The 18,654-nt window shown below is 73.5% G+C and carries 20 protein-coding genes; 10 read left to right on the forward strand and 10 right to left on the reverse strand.

Annotation, left to right across the window (positions count from 1 at the left end; all coding sequences use genetic code 11):
• Nucleotides 1-57: 57 nt before the first annotated feature.
• Nucleotides 58-834, forward strand: coding sequence for an HAD-IIB family hydrolase (locus tag C8054_RS01710; RefSeq protein ID WP_107154872.1), 777 nt, complete (start codon nt 58-60; stop codon nt 832-834).
• A gap of 34 nt (nt 835-868) precedes the next feature.
• Here the strand turns inward: C8054_RS01710 and C8054_RS01715 are convergent, their stop codons facing one another.
• A complete protein-coding gene (locus C8054_RS01715) occupies nt 869-1,714 on the reverse strand; it encodes an SDR family oxidoreductase (RefSeq protein ID WP_107154873.1) in 846 nt (281 codons plus the stop codon).
• 167 nt (nt 1,715-1,881) lie between these two features.
• On the opposite strand from C8054_RS01715, the gene C8054_RS01720 reads away from it, so the two are divergent.
• Together C8054_RS01720 and C8054_RS01725 are read left to right on the forward strand one after the other, a co-directional pair.
• Nucleotides 1,882-3,669, forward strand: coding sequence for an adenylyl cyclase (locus C8054_RS01720; protein WP_107154874.1), 1,788 nt, complete (start codon nt 1,882-1,884; stop codon nt 3,667-3,669).
• A 131-nt stretch (nt 3,670-3,800) separates the two neighbouring features.
• On the forward strand, nt 3,801-4,253 hold the full coding sequence (locus tag C8054_RS01725) for a CPBP family glutamic-type intramembrane protease (RefSeq protein WP_146179833.1): 453 nt from the start codon (nt 3,801-3,803) through the stop codon (nt 4,251-4,253).
• On the opposite strand, the gene C8054_RS01730 is transcribed toward C8054_RS01725, so the two are convergent.
• The 3 genes from C8054_RS01730 to C8054_RS01740 all read right to left on the reverse strand — a co-directional run bounded on the left by C8054_RS01730 (nt 4,238) and on the right by C8054_RS01740 (nt 6,820).
• A complete protein-coding gene (locus C8054_RS01730) occupies nt 4,238-4,828 on the reverse strand; it encodes an ATP-dependent Clp protease proteolytic subunit (protein WP_107154876.1) in 591 nt (196 codons plus the stop codon). The two genes, C8054_RS01725 and C8054_RS01730, sit on opposite strands and share 16 nt — an antisense overlap.
• A gap of 224 nt (nt 4,829-5,052) precedes the next feature.
• Nucleotides 5,053-5,679, reverse strand: a complete 627-nt coding sequence (locus C8054_RS01735; protein WP_107154877.1) for a helix-turn-helix domain-containing protein — start codon at nt 5,677-5,679, stop codon at nt 5,053-5,055.
• Nucleotides 5,680-5,785: 106 nt separating this feature from the next.
• Nucleotides 5,786-6,820, reverse strand: coding sequence for a hypothetical protein (locus tag C8054_RS01740; RefSeq protein ID WP_107154878.1), 1,035 nt, complete (start codon nt 6,818-6,820; stop codon nt 5,786-5,788).
• 179 nt (nt 6,821-6,999) lie between these two features.
• Here C8054_RS01740 and C8054_RS01745 point away from each other — a divergent pair, with 179 nt between their 5' ends.
• On the forward strand, nt 7,000-8,013 hold the full coding sequence (locus C8054_RS01745) for a TrkA family potassium uptake protein (RefSeq protein WP_107154879.1): 1,014 nt from the start codon (nt 7,000-7,002) through the stop codon (nt 8,011-8,013).
• Between the two features lie 39 nt (nt 8,014-8,052).
• On the opposite strand, the gene C8054_RS01750 is transcribed toward C8054_RS01745, so the two are convergent.
• Nucleotides 8,053-8,526 carry a MarR family winged helix-turn-helix transcriptional regulator gene (locus tag C8054_RS01750; RefSeq protein WP_233219424.1) on the reverse strand — a complete coding sequence of 158 codons (474 nt, stop codon included), beginning with the start codon at nt 8,524-8,526 and terminating at the stop codon, nt 8,053-8,055.
• A gap of 83 nt (nt 8,527-8,609) precedes the next feature.
• Between C8054_RS01750 and C8054_RS01755 the strand changes: the two genes are divergently transcribed.
• Nucleotides 8,610-9,251 carry an FMN-dependent NADH-azoreductase gene (locus C8054_RS01755; RefSeq protein WP_107154881.1) on the forward strand — a complete coding sequence of 214 codons (642 nt, stop codon included), beginning with the start codon at nt 8,610-8,612 and terminating at the stop codon, nt 9,249-9,251.
• A 72-nt stretch (nt 9,252-9,323) separates the two neighbouring features.
• Here C8054_RS01755 and C8054_RS01760 read toward each other — a convergent pair whose 3' ends face one another.
• From C8054_RS01760 to C8054_RS01770, 3 genes are all read right to left on the reverse strand, one after another.
• Nucleotides 9,324-10,358, reverse strand: coding sequence for a 2-oxoacid:ferredoxin oxidoreductase subunit beta (locus C8054_RS01760; protein ID WP_107154882.1), 1,035 nt, complete (start codon nt 10,356-10,358; stop codon nt 9,324-9,326).
• Nucleotides 10,351-12,198 (reverse strand): 2-oxoacid:acceptor oxidoreductase subunit alpha, encoded by a 1,848-nt coding sequence (locus C8054_RS01765; protein WP_107154883.1) that lies wholly within the window; start codon nt 12,196-12,198, stop codon nt 10,351-10,353. Before C8054_RS01765 ends, C8054_RS01760 begins: the two co-directional genes overlap by 8 nt.
• A gap of 197 nt (nt 12,199-12,395) precedes the next feature.
• The gene (locus C8054_RS01770) at nt 12,396-13,829 is read right to left on the reverse strand and encodes a hypothetical protein (protein ID WP_107154884.1); all 1,434 of its coding nucleotides are present in this window, start codon (nt 13,827-13,829) and stop codon (nt 12,396-12,398) included.
• A gap of 128 nt (nt 13,830-13,957) precedes the next feature.
• On the opposite strand from C8054_RS01770, the gene C8054_RS01775 reads away from it, so the two are divergent.
• The gene (locus C8054_RS01775; RefSeq protein ID WP_107154885.1) at nt 13,958-14,335 is read left to right on the forward strand and encodes an NADH-quinone oxidoreductase subunit A; all 378 of its coding nucleotides are present in this window, start codon (nt 13,958-13,960) and stop codon (nt 14,333-14,335) included.
• Nucleotides 14,336-14,341: 6 nt separating this feature from the next.
• On the opposite strand, the gene folP is transcribed toward C8054_RS01775, so the two are convergent.
• The gene (gene folP / locus C8054_RS01780) at nt 14,342-15,211 is read right to left on the reverse strand and encodes a dihydropteroate synthase (protein ID WP_107154886.1); all 870 of its coding nucleotides are present in this window, start codon (nt 15,209-15,211) and stop codon (nt 14,342-14,344) included.
• A gap of 253 nt (nt 15,212-15,464) precedes the next feature.
• On the opposite strand from folP, the gene C8054_RS01785 reads away from it, so the two are divergent.
• The 4 genes from C8054_RS01785 to C8054_RS01800 are packed head-to-tail and all read left to right on the forward strand — an operon-like array spanning nt 15,465 to nt 17,856.
• Nucleotides 15,465-16,082: a DivIVA domain-containing protein gene (locus C8054_RS01785; protein WP_107154887.1), complete on the forward strand. Its 618-nt coding sequence runs from the start codon at nt 15,465-15,467 to the stop codon at nt 16,080-16,082.
• Nucleotides 16,079-16,576 (forward strand): SRPBCC family protein, encoded by a 498-nt coding sequence (locus C8054_RS01790; protein ID WP_107154888.1) that lies wholly within the window; start codon nt 16,079-16,081, stop codon nt 16,574-16,576. The genes C8054_RS01785 and C8054_RS01790 overlap by 4 nt, the downstream gene beginning before the upstream one ends.
• Nucleotides 16,577-16,622: 46 nt before the next feature.
• Entirely contained in the window at nt 16,623-17,207 is a 585-nt protein-coding gene (locus C8054_RS01795; RefSeq protein WP_107154889.1) for a DNA-3-methyladenine glycosylase I, read from the forward strand.
• A 25-nt stretch (nt 17,208-17,232) separates the two neighbouring features.
• Nucleotides 17,233-17,856 carry a hypothetical protein gene (locus C8054_RS01800; protein ID WP_107154890.1) on the forward strand — a complete coding sequence of 208 codons (624 nt, stop codon included), beginning with the start codon at nt 17,233-17,235 and terminating at the stop codon, nt 17,854-17,856.
• Nucleotides 17,857-17,859: 3 nt separating this feature from the next.
• Here the strand turns inward: C8054_RS01800 and C8054_RS01805 are convergent, their stop codons facing one another.
• Nucleotides 17,860-18,651: an enoyl-CoA hydratase/isomerase family protein gene (locus C8054_RS01805; RefSeq protein WP_107154891.1), complete on the reverse strand. Its 792-nt coding sequence runs from the start codon at nt 18,649-18,651 to the stop codon at nt 17,860-17,862.
• Between the last annotated feature and the right edge of the window lie 3 nt (nt 18,652-18,654).

Below are 18,654 nucleotides of genomic sequence, written 5' to 3' on the forward strand. Positions count from 1 at the left end.
AGGCCGCATCGGTACCCTGCTAGTCCCGACCAGCCCGCGACGACACATGAGGTATTCGTGAACGATCTTCGAGTGGTGGCGTTCGACCTCGACGACACCCTGGCGATTTCCAAGTCCCAGATCGATCGTCGGATGGCGGACCTGCTCGGTCACCTGCTCACCGAGGTGGACGTCCTGATCATCTCCGGTGGGCGGTTCGAGCAGTTCCAGTCGCAGGTGCTGGCCCACCTCGACCTCACCGAGGAACAGCGCGACCGGCTGCACCTGATGCCGACCTGCGGCACCCGCTACTACCGCTGGTCGTCCGGCGACTGGCGGCTGGTCTACGCGGAGGATCTGAGCGAGGCGGACAAGGCCCGGGTGATCGCCGCGCTCACCGAGTCGGCGCAGGCGCTCGGGCTGTGGGAGACGAAGACGTGGGGTGACATCGTCGAGGACCGGGGCAGCCAGATCACGTTCTCCGCGCTCGGGCAGTCCGCTCCGCCGGCGGAGAAGTACGGCTGGGACCCGGACGGCAGCAAGAAGAAGCGGCTGCGCGACGCGGTCGCCGCGAAGCTGCCCGACCTGGAGGTCCGGAGCGGCGGCTCGACCTCGATCGACGTGACGCGCCAAGGCGTGGACAAGGCGTACGGCATGCGGAAGCTGCTGGAGCACCTCGATCTGAAGATCGACAACGTGCTGTTCGTGGGGGACCGGCTCGACGTGGGCGGCAACGACTACCCGGTCAAGGCGATGGGCATCCGCAGTGTCGCGGTGACCCGCTGGGAGGAGACCGCCGACTACGTCGAGACGCTCGTCGACGATCTCGTGAAGCGGCGCGCCGAGCGCGCCTGACCGCCGGTCGGGGCGGCCGGGCGCGGCGGCGTCGTCAGCGTGCGGCGCGGATCGCCTCGGCCAGCGTGGTCGGCGCGCGGCCGAGCAGCTTGGCGAGATCGTCGCCGACCTCCAGTTCGCCCCGGGCGAGACCGAGGTCGCTGTCGGCGAGCACGTCCGCGTACCCCTCGGGCAGGCCGGCGGCGACCAGCACCTCGGTGTAGCGGTCCGCCGGCAGGTCGGTGTAGCCGACCGGCGCGCCGGTCTGCCGGGCCACCTCGGCGGCGAGGTCGGTGAGCGTGAACGGTGCGCCGCCCAACTCGTACACCTGCCGGTCGTGACCGTCGGAGGTGAGCACCACGGCGGCGGCCTCGGCGTAGTCCGCGCGGGTGGCGGCGCTGACCCGCCCGTCGCCCGCCGCGCCCGCCACCCCGTGCTCCCGGTACGCGTCGAGCTGGTCGGTGTAGTTCTCCAGGTACCAGCTGTTGCGCAGGAAGACGTACGGCAGCCCGGAGTCGCGGATGAGCCGTTCGGTGTCCCGGTGCTCGCCGGCCAGCCGCATGTCGGCGGTGTCGGCGTGCGCGATGCTGGTGTAGACGACCAGCCCGACGCCGGCCTCCCGGGCGGCGGTGACCACGTTGGCGTGCTGGGGGCGACGCCGGCCGACCTCGCTGCCGGAGACGAACATCAACTTCTCGGCCCCGGCGAGGGCGGCCCGGAGCGAGTCGGGGTCGTCGTAGTCGGCCGGCCGGGTGACGACGCCCTGGCCGGCGAGGTCGGCCAGTCGTTCGCGGTCGCGGCCGATCGCCACGATCTCCCCGGCCGGTACGCCGCGGTCGAGCAGCGCGGTGACGACGAGGCGGCCGAGCTGGCCGGTGGCCCCGGTGACGGCGATGGACATGCGCGCTCCCTGTGGTTGCGAGTTCAACTTCTTCGAGGACAACCACCGCTGCGCCGCGATGCTTCCCGGTTCCGGAACCGGCGGGCTCTGGTGGGATCGACGGGGATGCGGTAGGAACGGCGAGAGAGCGCTCTCCGCTCTCCTTCCACCACCGAACAGGCAGGCAGATGCGATCATCCGACCCCTCCCGCCGCCGCTTCCTCGCGCTCACCGCCTCGGCGGCCTCGCTCACCGCCCTCGGCCTCCCGGCCGGCGCCGCCGTCGCGTCCCCGACCGCGCGGCCCGCCCGCGAGCCCGACCTCGGCCCGAACGTCTTCGTCTACGACCCGAGCACCCCGACCGAGGAGATCCAGTCCACCCTGGACCAGATCTTCACCGCCCAGGAGCACAACGAGATGGGCGCCGACCGGTACGCCGTGCTGTTCAAGCCCGGCCGCTACGAGGTGGACGCCCGGCTCGGCTACTACACCACCGTGGCCGGCCTCGGCGCCCACCCCGACGACGTGGAGATCCACGGCGCGGTCCGGGTGGTCGGCCAGCCCGACCCGAACTCGCCCGCCGGCATCTCGGCGCTGACCAACTTCTGGCGCTCGGCCGAGAACCTCGCCGTCACCCCGACCGACTGGTCGAACCAGTGGGCCGTCTCCCAGGCGTCGCCGATGCGCCGGGTGCACGTCAAGGGCGTGCTCTGGCTGGAGCCCGGCAACGGCGGCTACTCCAGCGGCGGCTTCATCGCCGACTCCAAGGTGGACGGCATCACCATCAACGGCTCCCAGCAGCAGTGGCTCACCCGGGACAGCGAACTCGGCGGTGAGTGGACCAACGGCGTGTGGAACCAGGTCTTCTCCGGTGTGATCGGCGCGCCCGCGCAGGGCTTCCCCGACCCGCCGTACACCACGCTGCCGACCAGCCCGGTGATCCGGGAGAAGCCCTACCTCTTCGTGGACGACGCGGGCCGCTGGCGGGTGGCGGTGCCCCGGCTGCGCCGCGACACCGCGGGCACCACCTGGGCCGCCGGTGGCGCGCCGTCGCCGTCGCTGCCGCTTACCGACTTCTTCGTCGCCCGGCCCACCGACACCGCGACGCGGATCAACACCGAACTCGCCCGGGGCAGCCACCTGCTGCTCACCCCCGGCGTCTACCGCCTGGACCGGGCGTTGCGGGTCCGCCGGCCGAACACCGTCGTGCTCGGCCTCGGCATGCCCAGCCTCGCGCCGGTCACCGGCGACGCGGCGCTGCGGATCGAGGACGTCGACGGGGTACGGATCGCCGGGGTGCTCGTCGACGCCGGGCCGGTCGAGTCGGAGGTGCTGGTCGAGGTCGGTGGGCGGCACAGCCACCGGGCGCACGCCGACAACCCGATCTCGTTGCAGGACGTCTTCTTCCGCGTCGGCGGCCCGTCCGCCGGCCGGGCGGTGACCAGTCTGGTCGTGCACAGCCGGCACACGCTGATCGACAACATCTGGGCCTGGCGGGGCGACCACGGCCAGCCGGGCACCATCGGCTGGGACGTCAACACGGCCGCCACCGGGGTGGTCGTCAACGGCGACGACGTCACCGCGTACGGGCTCTTCGTCGAGCACTACCAGCGCTGGCAGACCCGCTGGCACGGCGAGCGCGGCCGGACCGTGTTCTACCAGAGCGAGCTGCCCTACGACCCGCCGAGCCAGGCGGCCTGGCGCAGCCCGACCGGCGACGGCTGGGCCTCCTACCGGGTGGCCCCGCACGTCCGCACGCACGAGGCGTGGGGGCTGGGCGTCTACGCGTACTTCAACCAGGGCGTGGACATCCGTTGCGACCGGGCGATCGAGGCGCCGCGCCGGGCCGGCGTGCGCTTCCACGACGCGATCACCGTGTTCCTGAACGGCAGCGGCGGGATCGAGCGCACGATCAACGAGGCCGGCACCCCGGTGGTCGGCGCGTACGGCACCAGCCCGGTGGTCAGCTACCCCTGACCAGAGGCCGAGGGCCCGGACCGCCCGGTCCGGTGACCGTGGCGCTCAGCGTCGCCCCCGGGCGACGCTGACACCATGCGGGACCGGGCGGCCATCGGCTACGTGCTGGCGGCGTACACGATCAGTTGGGGTTGCTGGCTGCCGCTGGCGGCGACCGGCCGGGTGGTGCGGGTGGGCGGCGCGGCCACCCACCTGCCCGGCCTGGTCGGGTCGGCTGGCACGCGCCGCTGTTCGTGGTCCTGGCCAGCTATCGGGGATTCTCCGCCGGCACCCTGGTCGGCTTCGCCATCGGGATCTTCTGCGGCGCGGTGGTGCTCGGCTGGCTCTGGAACCGCACCGGCAGCGTCCCGGCCGTCGCCGTCTGGCACGCCCTCTACAACCTCGGCGCGGCCACCGTGGCGGCCACCGGCACGATCGCCGCCGTGGTCACCAGCGTCGTGATCACGCAGGCGGTGGTGTTCGTGGCGGCCGAACTCGCCGGCCGGGGCGGGGTGCTCACACCGGTGCCGGCGGCCCGCGACACCGACGACCAGCGGACCCGCCCCGGCGTGCCGATCGGCGGACCGGGTCAGGCGGCGAGCTGATCGACCCGGGAGAGGACCTGGTCGACCAGTCCGTACTCGCGGGCCTCCTCGGCGGTGAACCAGCGGTCCCGGTCCCAGTCGCGCTGGATCTCCTCAAGCGTGTGCCCGCTGTGCCGGGCGATCAGCTCCTGCATGGTGTGCTTCACGTGCAGCATGTTCTCGGCCTGGATGGTGATGTCGGCGACCGTGCCGCCGAACCCGCCGGAGGGCTGGTGCATCATGATCCGCGAGTGCGGTAGCGCGAACCGCTTGCCCGCCGTGCCGGCGCAGAGCAGGAACTGCCCCATCGAGCCGGCCATCCCCAGCGCCAGCGTCGCCACGTCGTTCTTCACCCACCGCATGGTGTCGTAGACGGCCATCCCGGCGCTGACCGAGCCGCCCGGCGAGTTGATGTAGAGGTAGATGTCCCGCTCCGCGTCCTCGGCCGCGAGCAGCAGGATCTGCGCGCAGATCTGGTTCGCCGAGTCGTCGGTGACCTCGGTGCCGAGGAAGATGATCCGTTCCTTGAGCAGCCGCTCGAAGACCCGGTCGCCGAAGACCGGCTGTCCCTCGTCCCGCATCCAGATGCCACTCATGACTGCCCACCTCCGTGACGCCGGTGGGCGGGGGACCGCCCGGCGAGCCGGCGGTCTCCAGCGTCCGCCGGGCGCACCCGCGCGGCCCAGACTTTCTGCCCCGGGCAGACTCGCCCTCGGCAGAACCGGGTGAGGCCGCCGGTCGGTGCGGGCCGCACCCCGGTCGTGCGTCGCGGCGACCGGCACCACGCGCGGTCGGCGTTCGTCCGGCCCGACCGAGGGCGCTACGCCGCGACCGGCCGCCGTCGGGCCGCGCGGGCCCGGCGCCGGGCCAGCGCCGGTGAGGTACGCGGGCGCGGGCGCGCGGCCGGCGTCGGGATCAGCCAGATCCGGGTGCCGGTGCCGAACAGCTCCGGTGTGCCGTGGCCGAGCGGCGGGCCGACCGGCGTGGGGGACACGCCCATCGGGCGCAGCCCGCCGCCGAGCAGCGGGGTCGACCGGACCGGGTGCGCGGTGTGCGGCGGCGTGACCGGCCGGGCCGGATGCGGCGCGTGCGGGCCGCCCGGGCGTCGGGTGGCGTGCAGGCGGGGCGGCCCGACCCGGAGCTGTGGGCCGCTGCGGGCCGCGGGCACCCGGTCGAGCCGGGCCAGTGGCACCCCGGGGCCGACCGGCGTGGGCCGCTCCCGGCGCAGCTCGTCGCGCGCCTCCTCCAACAGGTCGGCGAGGTGGATGCCGAGCGCCCGGCAGATCGCGGCCAGCACCTCGGAGGAGGCCTCCTTACGCCCGCGCTCGACCTCGGAGAGGTAGGGCAGGGAGACGCCGGCCGCCTGCGCCACCTCGCGCAACGTGCGGCCCTGCCGCAGGCGGATCCGCCGCAGCACCCCGCCGATCACCCGTCGCAGCAACGACATGCCGGCCTCCTCGCGGTCGCCGTTCGCCGACGCTACCCATCATGCCCCGTCCCGGCGGCGTGGACCGGCCCGGTCGGCCCCGTGGTACCGACCGGGCCGGGATCGGTCAACGCCAGACGACCGCTCGGCTGTGGAAGCTCGGCGAGAGGAAGTCCGCCTGGCCGACGATCAGACCGGCGTCGTTGACATTGATCGCGACGCTGCCCACCGACCCGACCGGCAGCGGCAGCAGTTGGGAGCCCGCCGTCGGTGCGGGCCAGAGCATCGCCCGGCCGTCGGTGCCGTCGGTGCCGACCACCAGACCCGAGTCGTTCACGGCCTGTGCTGTCGGGGACGCCGAACTGGTGGACAGCCGGCGCATCGTCGAACCGTTCCAGAAGAAGGCGGCGAACGCGCCGTCCGCGGTCCGGCTGGTGCCGACCACCTGACCGAGGTCGTTGATGCCGCTCGCGTCGCTGGTGGGACCGCCGAGGGTGCCGAGCGGCCGGACGACCCCGTCGCGCCACACGAAGGCCTGGTTGACGAACGGCGGGTCGGTCCAGTCCCGGTAGCCGTAGGTGCCGGCGACCGTACCCGCCTCGTTGACCGCGACGGCGCTCGCGCCCGGCGGCGCGTCGATGGTGATCTCGGTGTTGCCGGTGCGGACGAACGCCCGCCGCCCGGCGAAGCTGTCGGTGACGTGATACACGCCGACCACCCGGTCCCCGGCGGTGTCGTACGCGATGGAGAAGATGCCACCGGTGAGGCCGAGATCCTGGATCTTCCCGTCGACCCAGGCCACGGCGTGGCTGCTGCCGTCCGCGGCCTGGGCGGTGCCGACGATGCGGCCCCGCTCGTCGATCGCCTGGGCCTGACTGTTCGGCCCGCCGAGCGTGCCCAGGTCCTCGATCCGCCCGTCCACCCAGCGGACCGCGTGCCAGTAGCCGCCGGCCAGCTCCGCCGACCCGACCACCACCCCGGCCCGGTTGACGTCGTACGCCGTGCTGCCCCGGCCGGTCAGCGACGGCAGCACGACGGCGGTGCGCTTCGCCGTCGGCATCGCCGTGGCGGGCGTCGGCCGGGCCGCCACCGCGGGTGAGGGGCCGGCCAGAGCCACCCCGACGACCACGGCCAGCGTGGTCAGTGCCGCACCTGTACGCATCCGACTCCCCCTCGTCACATTCGTCGGGGTCGAGTCTCACCCACCGGGGCGTCGACGGATGTGACGAGATCCTTACCGCTTGCGGGCGCCGGGGCCGGTCCCACGGCCCGCCCGGCCGACTCCCGGCGTACCCGCTATCTTGAGGGCGTGCAGGCGACGGTGGCGGAGCGGGGCCGACGGTGATCCATTTTCCCGCGCAACGGCGGGGGCCGCTGAGCGCGCTGAGCCTGCGCCTGCTCGCCGCCCTCGGCCTGGTCTTCGCCACCGTCTTCGTGGTCTGGCTCGATCGTGACGGCTACCGCGACGTCAACGAGGACGGCCTGACGCTGCTCGACTGCTTCTACTACACGGTGGTCTCGCTCTCCACCACCGGTTACGGCGACATCACGCCGGCCAGTCCGTCGGCCCGCCTGATCAACGTCCTGTTCATCACCCCCGCCCGGGTGCTCTTCCTGATCATCCTGGTCGGCACCACCCTGGAAGTCCTGACCGAGCAGTACCGGACCGGCCGTCGCCTGTCGCGGTGGAGGAGATCCGTGAAGGACCACGTCATCATCTGCGGCTACGGCACCAAGGGCCGCAGCGCGGTCTCCGCGCTGCTGGAGAACGGGGCGGACAAGTCCAAGATCGTGGTGGTCGAGCGGAGCGGTCCGGCGCTGCGCCAGGCCACCTCGAACGGGCTGGTGACGATCGAGGGCTCGGCGACCCGCTCGTCGGTGCTGGAGGAGGCGCACATCCGCACCGCCAAGGCGGTCATCATCGCGACCGACAGCGACGACGCCTCGGTGCTGGTGGCGTTGACCGTCCGGCAGCTCACCGCCGGTCAGGTCCGGATCATCGCGGCGGTCCGGGAGGCGGAGAACGCGCCGCTGCTCAAGCAGAGCGGCGCGCACCACGTGATCGTCTCGTCGGCCACCGCCGGTCGGCTGCTCGGCCTCTCCACCTCGGCCCCGCCCCTGATCGACGTGGTGGAGGACCTGCTCACCCCCGGTCAGGGCATGGCGTTGGCGATGCGCTCGGCCGAGCGCAGTGAGGTGGGCCGCTCGCCGCGTGAGCTTGAGTCGCTGGTCATCGCACTGGTCCGGCGCGGCAAGGTGGTCGCGCTGAACGACCGGGCCGGTGCGGTGATCGAGACCGGCGACATGCTGGTCCACGTCCGCGACGACCGCCCGCAGGCGACCACCACGGCCTGAGCGCCGCCTGCCGTCCCGGCGTGACCGGCGTCGGCCCGGTCAGCAGGCGTCCGGGCTCTCCGTGGCCGCTTCGGTGCAGGTCGGGGCGCAGCCCTGGCTGGCCCGCCGGAGCAGGTCGTAGAGCAGTTCCCGCTCGTCGGGCGCCAGCGCGCCCAGCACCTCGTCCTCCGCGTCGGCGAGCGCGCACTCGGCCTCGCGGATCCGGGTGGCGCCCGCCCCGGTGAGGCTGACGACGTGCCGCCGGCGGTCGGTCGGGGAGCGGCGGCGCTCGACCAGGCCCGCCGACTCCAGGTCGTTGAGCAGCCCGACCACGTTGGTGCCGTCGATCTGGAGCGTGCCGGCCAGCCCCTGCTGGCTGATGTCGCCCGAGTCGCGCAGCACGGTGAGCGCGACCAGGTGCCGGACGCGCAGGCCAAGCGGGGTCAGCACCGATTCCGAGCGCAGCCGCATCCGCCGGGCCAGGTGCTGGAGCAGCGGCCCGGAGCGGCGCTCGTCGGCGGGCTCGGCTGGCATGTGACCCAGTCTACGTCGAACAAGGAACATCGACCTGCTATAAATAGTTCGTGCTACACGAACGATCGATGGAGGAGTAAACGATGGCCCACCTGTTGCACATCGACTCGAGCATCAACGGTGAGCGGTCGGTCAGCCGTCGCCTCACCGCCCGCGCGGCCGACGCCTGGCGTGCCGCCCACCCCGGCGGCACGGTCACCTACCGGGACCTCGGTCAGGACCCGGTGCCGCACCTGGACACCGCCGGCGGTCTCGCCCGGGCGGTGCCGCCCGACCAGCACACGCCCGAGCAGCGCGCGTCCTGGCGGGTGACCGAGGACCTGGTGAGCGAGGTCCTGCGCGCCGACACGATCCTGCTCGGCCTGCCGCTCTACAACTTCGGTCCGCCCAGCAGCGTGAAGGCCTGGGTCGACCACCTGATCGCGCCCGGGATCGCGCTCGACCCGGCCACCGGCGCCGGGCTGCTCGGCGGTCGCGAGTTCATCGTGTTCGGCACCCGGGGCGGCGGCTACGGCGCGGGCACTCCGCGCGCCGGCTGGGACCACGCCGAGCCCTGGCTGCCGCACGGCCTGTCGCGCACCGGCCTGGAGCCGCGGTTCATCTCGGCCGAGCTGACCCTGGCCCCGGTCAACCCGGCGATGGCCGAGTTGATCCCGCTGCACGAGGCGAGCCTCGCCGCCGCCGAGCGGGCGATCGACGAGCTGTGGGTGCCGGCGACCGTCTGACCGGTCCGGGAACCGCGAAAGGGCGGGCCGTCCCCCGGGACGGCCCGCCCTTTCGGATGCGCGGATCAGGAGTTACATGATCGTCCAGGTGTCACCGCTGCCGAGCAGCGCCGAGAGCTGCTGCTCCGGGGTCTGGTCGACGCTCGCCCGCGCGGACGCGACCTGCTCCTGCACCACGCTGTCGTAGGAGGGCCGGTCCACCGACCGGAACACCCCGAGCGGCGTGTTGCGCAGATCCAGCCCGGGCAGCCGGGACAGCGCGAACGCGTACGCCGGGTCGGCGACCGTGACGTCGTGCACCACGATCTGCTCCGCCGGGGTGGCCGCGGTCTCCCGCACCTCCAGCCCGAAGCCGCCCGGCGGGTGGACGACGCAGAACTGCCCGTCGGTGCCGAACGTGATCGGCTGCCCGTGCTCCAGCCGGATCAGGTAGTCGTCCCGGGTGGTCGGCTCCTTCAGCGGCTCGAACGCCCCGTCGTTGAAGATGTTGCAGTTCTGGTAGATCTCCACGAACGCCGAGCCCTGGTGCTCGGCGGCGGCCCGCAGCACCGACTGGAGGTGCTTGCGGTCCGAGTCGAGCGTCCGGGCCACGAACGTGGCCTCGGCGCCGAGCGCCAGCGACAGCGGATTGAACGGGGCGTCCGCGGAACCGACAGGCGTCGACTTGGTGATCTTGCCGACCTCGGAGGTGGGCGAGTACTGGCCCTTGGTCAGCCCGTAGATCCGGTTGTTGAACAGCAGGATCTTCAGGTTGACGTTGCGGCGCAGTGCGTGGATCAGGTGGTTGCCGCCGATGGAGAGCGCGTCGCCGTCACCGGTGACCACCCAGACCGACAGGTCCGGCCGGGACACCGACAGGCCGGTGGCGATCGCCGGCGCGCGACCGTGGATCGAGTGCATGCCGTACGTGTTCATGTAGTACGGGAAGCGGGACGAACAGCCGATGCCCGAGACGAAGACGATGTTCTCCCGGGGGATGTTCAGCTCCGGCATGAAGCCCTGCACCGCGGCCAGCACGGCGTAGTCGCCGCAGCCGGGGCACCACCGCACCTCCTGGTCGGACTTGAAGTCCTTGGCGGTGAGCTTCAGGGCGACGGGCTCAGACATTCTTCAGGACCTCTTCCAGCATCGTCTCCAGCTCCGCGGCGGTGAACGGCAGGCCGCGGACCTGGTTGTAGCCGATCGCGTCGACCAGGTACTTCGCCCGGATCACGTGGGCGAGCTGGCCGAGGTTCATCTCGGGAACGACCACCCGGTCGTAGGAGCGCAGCACCTCGCCGAGGTTGGCCGGCATCGGGGCCAGGTGCCGCAGGTGCGCCTGGGCCACCGGCAGCCCGCGCTGGCGCAGCCCCCGGCAGGCCGCGCCGATCGGGCCGTACGTCGAGCCCCAGCCCAGCACCAGCACCCGGGCGTCGCCGTCCGGGTCCTCGACCTCCACGTCCGGCACTTCGATGGTCTCGATCCGGGCCGCCCGGGTCCGCACCATGAAGTCGTGGTTCGTCGGGTCGTACGAGATGTCGCCGGTCTTGTCGGCCTTCTCCAGGCCGCCGATCCGGTGCTCCAGCCCCGGCGTGCCGGGCACCGCCCACGGGCGGGCCAGCGTCTGCGGGTCACGCAGGTAGGGCAGGAACGTGGTGCCGTCCTCGCCGTTGGGCCGGGTGGCGAACTCGACCCGCAGGTCGGGCAGGGACTCCACGTCCGGCAGCAGCCACGGCTCGGAGCCGTTGGCCACGTAGTTGTCGGAGAGCAGGATGACCGGGGTGCGGTAGGTCAGCGCGATCCGCGCCGCCTCCAGCGCGGCGTGGAAGCAGTCCGACGGCGACTTCGGCGCGATCACCGCGACCGGCGCCTCACCGTGCCGGCCGTACAGGGCCATGTTCAGGTCGGCCTGCTCGGTCTTGGTGGGCATGCCGGTGGACGGCCCGGCCCGCTGCACGTCGACGATGACCAGCGGCAGCTCCAGCGCCACCGCCAGGGAGATCGTCTCGCTCTTCAGCGCCACGCCCGGCCCGCTCGTGGTGGTGATGCCGAGTGAGCCGCCGTACGACGCGCCCAGCGCCGCGCCGACCGCGGCGATCTCGTCCTCGGCCTGCATGGTGACCACGCCGAACTTCTTGTGCTTGCTCAGCTCGTGCAGGATGTCCGAGGCCGGGGTGATCGGGTACGCGCCGAGGAACACCGGCAGCCCGGAGCGCACCCCGGCGGCCACCAGGCCCAGCGACAGCGCCGCGTTGCCGGTGATGTTGCGGTACGTGCCGGGCGGCATCTTCGCCGGCTTGACCTCGTACCGGACGGAGAAGTCCTCGGTGGTCTCGCCGAAGTTCCAGCCGGCCCGGAACGCGGCCACGTTCGCCGCCACCAGCTCCGGCCGGCGGGCGAACTTGCGCTCCAGGAACCGCAGCGTCGACTCGTACGGCCGGGAGTACATCCAGCTCAGCAGCCCGAGCGCGAACATGTTCTTGGCCCGCTCGGCGTCCTTCTTGGACACCGTCAGCTCGGCCAGCGCGCCGATCGTCATCGAGGTGAGCGCGACCGGGTGCACCGCGTAGCCGTCGAGCGTGTCGTCGTCCAACGGGTTGGTCGCGTAGCCCACCTTGGCCAGGTTGCGGCGGGTGAACTCGTCGGTGTTGACGATGATGTCCGCCCCGCGCGGCAGGTCGGCCAGGTTGGCCTTGAGCGCGGCCGGGTTCATCGCCACCAGCACGTTCGGCGCGTCGCCGGGGGTCAGGATGTCGTAGTCGGCGAAGTGCACCTGGAAACTCGACACGCCCGGCAGCGTGCCGGCGGGCGCGCGGATCTCGGCCGGGAAGTTGGGCAACGTGGAGATGTCGTTGCCCAACTGTGCCGTCTCCGAGGTGAACCGGTCGCCGGTGAGCTGCATGCCGTCGCCGGAGTCGCCGGCGAACCGGATGACCACCCGGTCCAGTTGACGGATCTGCTTGGTCACGCCCGCACCTCGCTTCGCTGAGCGCCGTCGCCCTCGTCGACGCGGCCCGCTCCGTTTCTCACCGTCAGAGCCTACGTCGGATGGTTAGGGCCGCCTTGGTGGTGGTCCGACGGGTGAGACCCGAACGGGCTGCTGTATGCCCTGATTAGGGGCGGTTAGTACCGCCGACCGTAATCCAGATCACCGCGCCGCGCGCCTCACCGCTCCGTTGTCGGCTCCGGCACCGTGATGTCGCTGCGGCGACGCAGTGAGCGCGTGGCCAGCGTCAACGCGAAAACGACGAGCAACGCCGACATGATGATCAAGGCGATGGCGATCCCTCGCGCCGGGCCGTCGCCGGAATCGGACCGCTCCGACGCAGTCAGCACTCCCTGAGAACCCGTCGGCGCGGGCGTCCCGGCAACCGGCGTGGACTGCGCCGCCGCCGCGCTGATCCGGAAGCTCATCTGCACCTGTCGGTCCCGCCCGCTGCGCGGGTCCAACCGGCCGATCACCGCCCCGGCGAGCGGGGCCATGCGCTGGGCCTCCGCCGACGCGGTCACCGGCAGGCGCAGCGTCGCGGTCCGGCCGGCCGGCAGCGTGCCCAGCTCGCACCGGGTCCGGTCCGGGGCCACCGGGGCGCAGGCGTTCCCCGCGTCGCTCACCGTCACCCCGGCCGGGAGGAGCACCTCCACCCGCCCGGCGGCGTCCACCTCGCCGGTGTTGCCCAGTCGTACGGTGAGCGTGCTCGGCGCGCCGCTGATGTCGAAGAGGACCTCGTCGGCGCGGAGCGAGATGCCGGGCACCGGCGGGCCGGGCGGGAACAGCACCGCGAAGCCCTCGTCGTCGTACGCCGCTCCGGCGACGCCGGGCGCGACGGCGGTGACCTGGACCGATCCGCTCAGCGGCATGGTCCGCCAGGCGTCCCCGGCGACCCGGATCCGGATGGTGGCGCTGAACCGGGCGTCGGGTGCCACGGTCCACCCGCCGCAGCGGTGGTTGCCGCCTCCGGCGTCGACGCAACCCGGCGTGCCGCCGTCGACCAGCCCGGCCGGCAACGAGTAGCCGAGGCTGATCTGCTCCTCGCGTCCGCCGGTGTTGGTCACCGTCACCCGCAGCGTGGCCACCGTGCTGTCGGCGTTCCAGTAGTCCGGCGTCAGTGCCAGGTCGCCGGTGCTGACCTGCACCCCCAGCGGCCCGCCGGCGGCCTGGGTGGGCGGTGGCGGCGGGGGCTTGACGGGCGGCCCGACCGGCGGCGGGGCCGGCGCGGTGGTGGTGGCCGGCGCGGTGGTGGCCGGCGGGGCCGGCGCCGTGGTGGGCGGCGGGGCCGGCTCGGTGGTGACCGGCGGCGGGGGTGTGGTCGGCGGCGGGGGTGCCTCCGTCGGCGGCGCCGTGGTCGGGGTCGGTGCGGTGGTGGTCGCGTCCCCGGTCGGGGTCGGCTCGGTCGGGTCGCCGGGGTCGCCGCCCGGGTCGCCCGGCGCGCCCGGGTCGGCCACCCGGACCACCCCGGCCGCGGCGGCGGGGGTGACCGCGGCCCATCCCGGCGCCACCACGGCGACCGCCGCGGCCGCGGCGATCAGCGCGGGCGCGAACAGCGCGAGGGTACGGCGAGGCGTGACCCGGTGGGCAGGCCGGACGCGGGGGCGGGTCATCTGTCCTCCGGGGACGTGTCAACGAGGTCTCATTATTCGGGGACGGTTGCCCTCCGGCACTAGTCCCGCCAGGAAACGAATTCGTAACGTGTCCGAGACGTCTCGACGGGACCGGTACGCTCCGGGTCGTGACCGGATACCTCGGCTCGTACGCCACGCTCGGTCTACTGCTGCTCGCCGCCGTGCTCTTCTTCCTGACGGCGTTCTCGGCGAACCGCATGTTACGTCCGGCCCGACCGGCGGAGCCATGGGGCAAGCGGGCCACGTACGAGTGCGGGCTCGACCCGGTCGGCGGCGACTGGGCCCAGATGCAGATCCGCTACTACGTCTACGCGTACCTCTATGTCCTGTTCGCGGTGGAGGCGGTCTTCCTCTTCCCGTGGGCGCTGGTCTTCGACCGGCCCGGCTTCGGGGCGACCACGGTGGCGGAGATGGGCGTCTTCGTGGCGATCGTGGCGCTCGGCATCCTCTACGCCTGGCGGCGCGGCGTGCTGCGCTGGACCTGACGACCCCTAGGCCAGCCCGCGCCGGGTCGCCGCCGGCGGCCGGTCCCCCCGGATCGACGCCACCATGTCCAGCACCCGTCGGGTCGGGCGGACCTGGTGCGCGCGGAACACCCGGGCGCCGAGCCAGGCCGAGACCGCGGTGGCGGCGAGCGTCCCCTCCAGCCGTTCCGGCACCGGCAGGTCCAGCGTCTCGCCGATGAAGTCCTTGTTCGACAGCGCCACCAGCAGCGGCCAACCGGTGTCGGTCAGCTCGGCCAGCCGCCGGGTGATCTCCAGCGAGTGCCGGGTGTTCTTGCCGAAGTCGTGCGCCGGGTCGATCAGGATGCCGTCCCGGCGCACGCCCAGCCCGACCGCGCGTTCCGCCAGCCCGGTGACGGTGTCGAGCACGTCGGTCACCACGTCGTCGAAGGCCGCCCGGTGCGGCCGGGTACGCGGGGCCAGCCCGCCGGCGTGCGAGCAGACCAGCCCGGCGCCGGTCGCCGCGGCGACCCGGGCCAGTGCCGGGTCCGCCCCCGACCAGGTGTCGTTGAGCAGGTCCGCGCCGGCCGCGACGGCCTCGGCCGCCACCTCCGCCCGCCAGGTGTCGATCGAGACGACCACGTCGGGAAAGGCGGCCCGGACCGCGGCGATGGTGTCCACCGTGCGGCGGATCTCCTCGGCCACGTCCACCTCGTCGCCGGGTCCGGCCTTCACCCCGCCGATGTCGATGATCTCCGCGCCCTCGGTCACCGCCCGCTCGACCGCCCGCAGCGCGCTGTCCCGGGCGAACGTGGCGCCCCGGTCGAAGAACGAGTCCGGGGTGCGGTTCACGATCGCCATCACCACCAGCTCACCCGGGGCGAAGGCCCGTCCACCGAGCCGCAACATCCCGGTCATCCCCGCCTCCTCGTCCCGGTGTCAACCGTCGCACCCTCGCACGTCCCCGCGGTGCCGCCCGCCACCGCCCCGGGATCTTGGTACGCAACGGCCCCTTCCGGGGCACTTTCGCACCAAGATCTTCGGTTTTCCTGACATGTGGAAGCCGGGCGGCGGTCGGGGAGGAACCTCCACCACGCCGGGAGCGCGGGTTTTGCCGACCGGAGGCCGTGGAGGGCTCGCCCGATCCCGGCCCGCATGCCACGATCTCTCCATGGGTGAGGTTCTGCTCCTCTTGGTCGTCGCGCTGACCGTCGCGGCAGTGGTGTTCGGAGTGACGGTGCTCGTCTCCGGGCGGGATCCGGGGCTGGTGCCGGCCGAGCCGGACGGCCGGGCCGTGCCGCTGCCGGGCGGCCGCCCGCTCGACGAGTCGGACGTGACCGGGGTCCGGTTCGACACCGCGCTGCGCGGTTACCGGATGGCCCAGGTCGACGTGGCGCTCCGGCGGGCCGCCTACGACATCGGCTACAAGTCCGAGCTGATCGGCGTGCTGGAGGCCGAGAACACCGCACTGCGGGAGGGGCGGACCGAGGAGGCCGACGCGTTGCGCCGGGCACGCGAGGAGGCCGTCGTCGCCGGGACCGGGACCGGGACCGACGAGTCGGCCCTCGACCCGTCGGGCACCGGTCCGGTGACCATCGACCTGTCGACGCCCGAGCCGCAGACCGCTGCGCCGGCCGAGGCGGGCGTGGCGGAGGCGCCGGCCGCCGCCGCGGTCGAGGACACCACGCCCCCGGCCGGTGGCATCACCGCCGGGCCGGCCGGTGCGAGCACTGACGACAGCGACGTGGACCGGGTACGCGGGCCGGTGGCCCGCTCGGAGCCGGCGTGACCGGCGCGGAGGGTTCCGCAGGCTTCGCCGAGGCGGCCCAGCCGGGTGCCGCCGAGGTCACCGCCACGGTGATCGTCGACGCGCCGGCGGAGCGCGTCTTCGCGGCGCTGACCGCGTGGGAACGGCAGTCGGACTGGATCCCGTTCACCACGGTCCGGGTGGTCGAGGGCGACGGCGGCGAGGGCAGCCTGGTCGAGGCGGTCACCGCGGTCGGCCCGGCCGTGCTCCGCGACGAGATGCGGGTGGTGCGCGTCGACGCGCCGTACGAGGTCGGCGTGGTGCACTGCGGCAAGCTGCTGCGCGGCCCGGGCGTGCTGCGGTGCACCCCGATGGACCGGGAGCGCACCCAGGTGGTCTGGCACGAGTGGTTCCACCTGCCGGGCGGGGCGGCGGGCCGGGTGGCCTGGCCGGTGCTCTGGCCCGGCTCGAAGTTCGGCCTGACCCAGGCGCTGAAGAGGTTCGCCCGGCTGGTCGAGCAGGGCCGCCTGCCCTGACCGTGGCGTGCCGGCGGCGTCGGTGGCTCGCACTACCCTGTGCGACGTGACTGACCTGGTGACCGGCCCGGACGGGCTGCCCCGTTGCGCCTGGGGGGCGAGCACCCCCGACTACGCCGCCTACCACGACGAGGAGTGGGGTCGGCCGCTGCGCGGCGACGACGCGCTCTACGAGCGGCTCACCCTGGAGGCGTTCCAGTCCGGCCTGTCCTGGCTGACCATCCTGCGCAAGCGGCCGGCGTTCCGGCTCGCCTTCGACGGGTTCCGGATCGAGTCGGTCGCCGGCTACGGCGAGACCGAGACGGCCCGGCTGCTGGCCGACGTCGGGATCGTCCGCAACCGGGCCAAGATCGAGGCGGCGGTCGCCAACGCCCGCGCCGCGCTGGAGCTGCCCGAGGGGCTCTCCGCGCTGCTCTGGTCGTTCGCGCCCCCGCCCCGACCGGCGCGCCCCGCCTCGTTCGACGACGTGCCGGCGCTCACCCCGGAGTCCACCGCGATGGCCAAGGCGCTCAAGAAGCGCGGCTTCCGCTTCGTCGGCCCGACCACCGCCTACGCGTTGATGCAGGCCACCGGCATGGTGGACGATCACCTCGCCGGATGCCACGCCGGTGGTGACCGGGCCGGGGTGTGACGACGCGGCGTGATGGGATTGGGGCATGACCGACACCGAGCCACGGACGAGCGGGACGACCGACGCCGACACCACGCCGGGCGCCTGGGCGGTGCTGCTGCCCGCCGAGCGCTACCAGGCCGAGCGGTTGGTGCACCACGACGTGCTGGAGCTGACCGGGTTGCCGGGGTCGGCCCGGCCGCGCCCGGGTGACCGGGTGGCGGTGCTGGTCGAGGAGCCGCTGCGGCTGGTGGCGCTCGGCCGGGTCACGCGCCCCGGCGCCGAGGGCCGGGAGGATCCGGACGACCCCCAGTCCGACCCGGCGGCCGGCGCGCTCGTGGTGACGTACACCCGGCGGGCGCTCGACGAGCCGGTGCCGGTCGACGGCCCGGCCCCGGACGGCCCGGTCGCCGCGCTCGACCCGGCGCGCTGGCGGGCGCTGGCCGACCGGCTCGGTCCGCCGCCGGCCCGGCGTACCTGGCTGGTCAGCCTCGACCTGCCGATCGAGGCGGCCACGCGGGCCGAGGCAGTCCGGATCTTCTGGTCCTACGTGCAGGAGCTGGGCCCGCGTGAGTTGCCGGCGTTCGTCTCGCCGGCCGGCGACGAGCTGGCCATGCAGGCGTTCGTGCTCGGCGTCGAGGCCAACCAGGACCCGGAGGAGGACGACTGAGCCTCAGCGTCCCTCGAAGACCGGCTTCTGCTTGTTGACGAACGCCATCGTGGCGGCCCGGTGGTCGGCGGTGCCGCCGCAGATGGCCTGCGCCTGCGCCTCGGCGGCCAGCGCATCGGCGAGCGTGCCGGCGTCCGCGATGGAGAGCTGACGCTTGATCGCCCCGTACGCGACGGTCGGGCCGGCGGCGAGCCGGACGGCCAGCTCCTGCGCGGCCGGGAGCACCTGCTCGTCGTCGTCCACCAACCGGGTGAGCAGGCCCAGCCGGCAGGCGTCCTCGGCGCCGACCGGCTCGGCGAGCATGAGCAGCTCGACCGCCTTGGCGTGGCCGACCAGCCGGGGCAGCGTCCAGGAGGCCCCGGTGTCGGCGGCGAGCCCGACCCCGGCGAACGCCATCAGGAACCGCGTCTTCGGGCCGCCGATGCGGAAGTCGGCCAGGAACGCCAGCGAGGCGCCGGCCCCGGCGGCCATCCCGCGTACCGCGGCGACCACCGGCTTGGGCAGGTTGGCCAGCCGGGCGGCGATCGGGTTGTAGTGCGCCCGCACGGTGGCCAGCGGGTCGGCGTCCGCCGACTCCAGCGTCTGCACGTGCTCCCGCAGGTCCTGCCCGGCGCTGAACGAGCCGCCCGCGCCGGCCAGCACGACCGCCCGGCAGGAGCGGTCGGTCTCCAACTCGGCAAGCGTCTCCCGGAGCGCCTCCTTGAGCGCCACGTCGAGCGAGTTCATCGCCGTCGGGCGGTTCAGCGTCAGGGTGACGACGGCGTCGGTGCGGTCGACGAGCAGCGGCTCGGTCACGTT

This window comes from Micromonospora sp. RP3T (genome assembly GCF_003027925.1).
In the GTDB taxonomy this organism is placed as follows: Bacteria; Actinomycetota; Actinomycetes; order Mycobacteriales; family Micromonosporaceae; genus Micromonospora.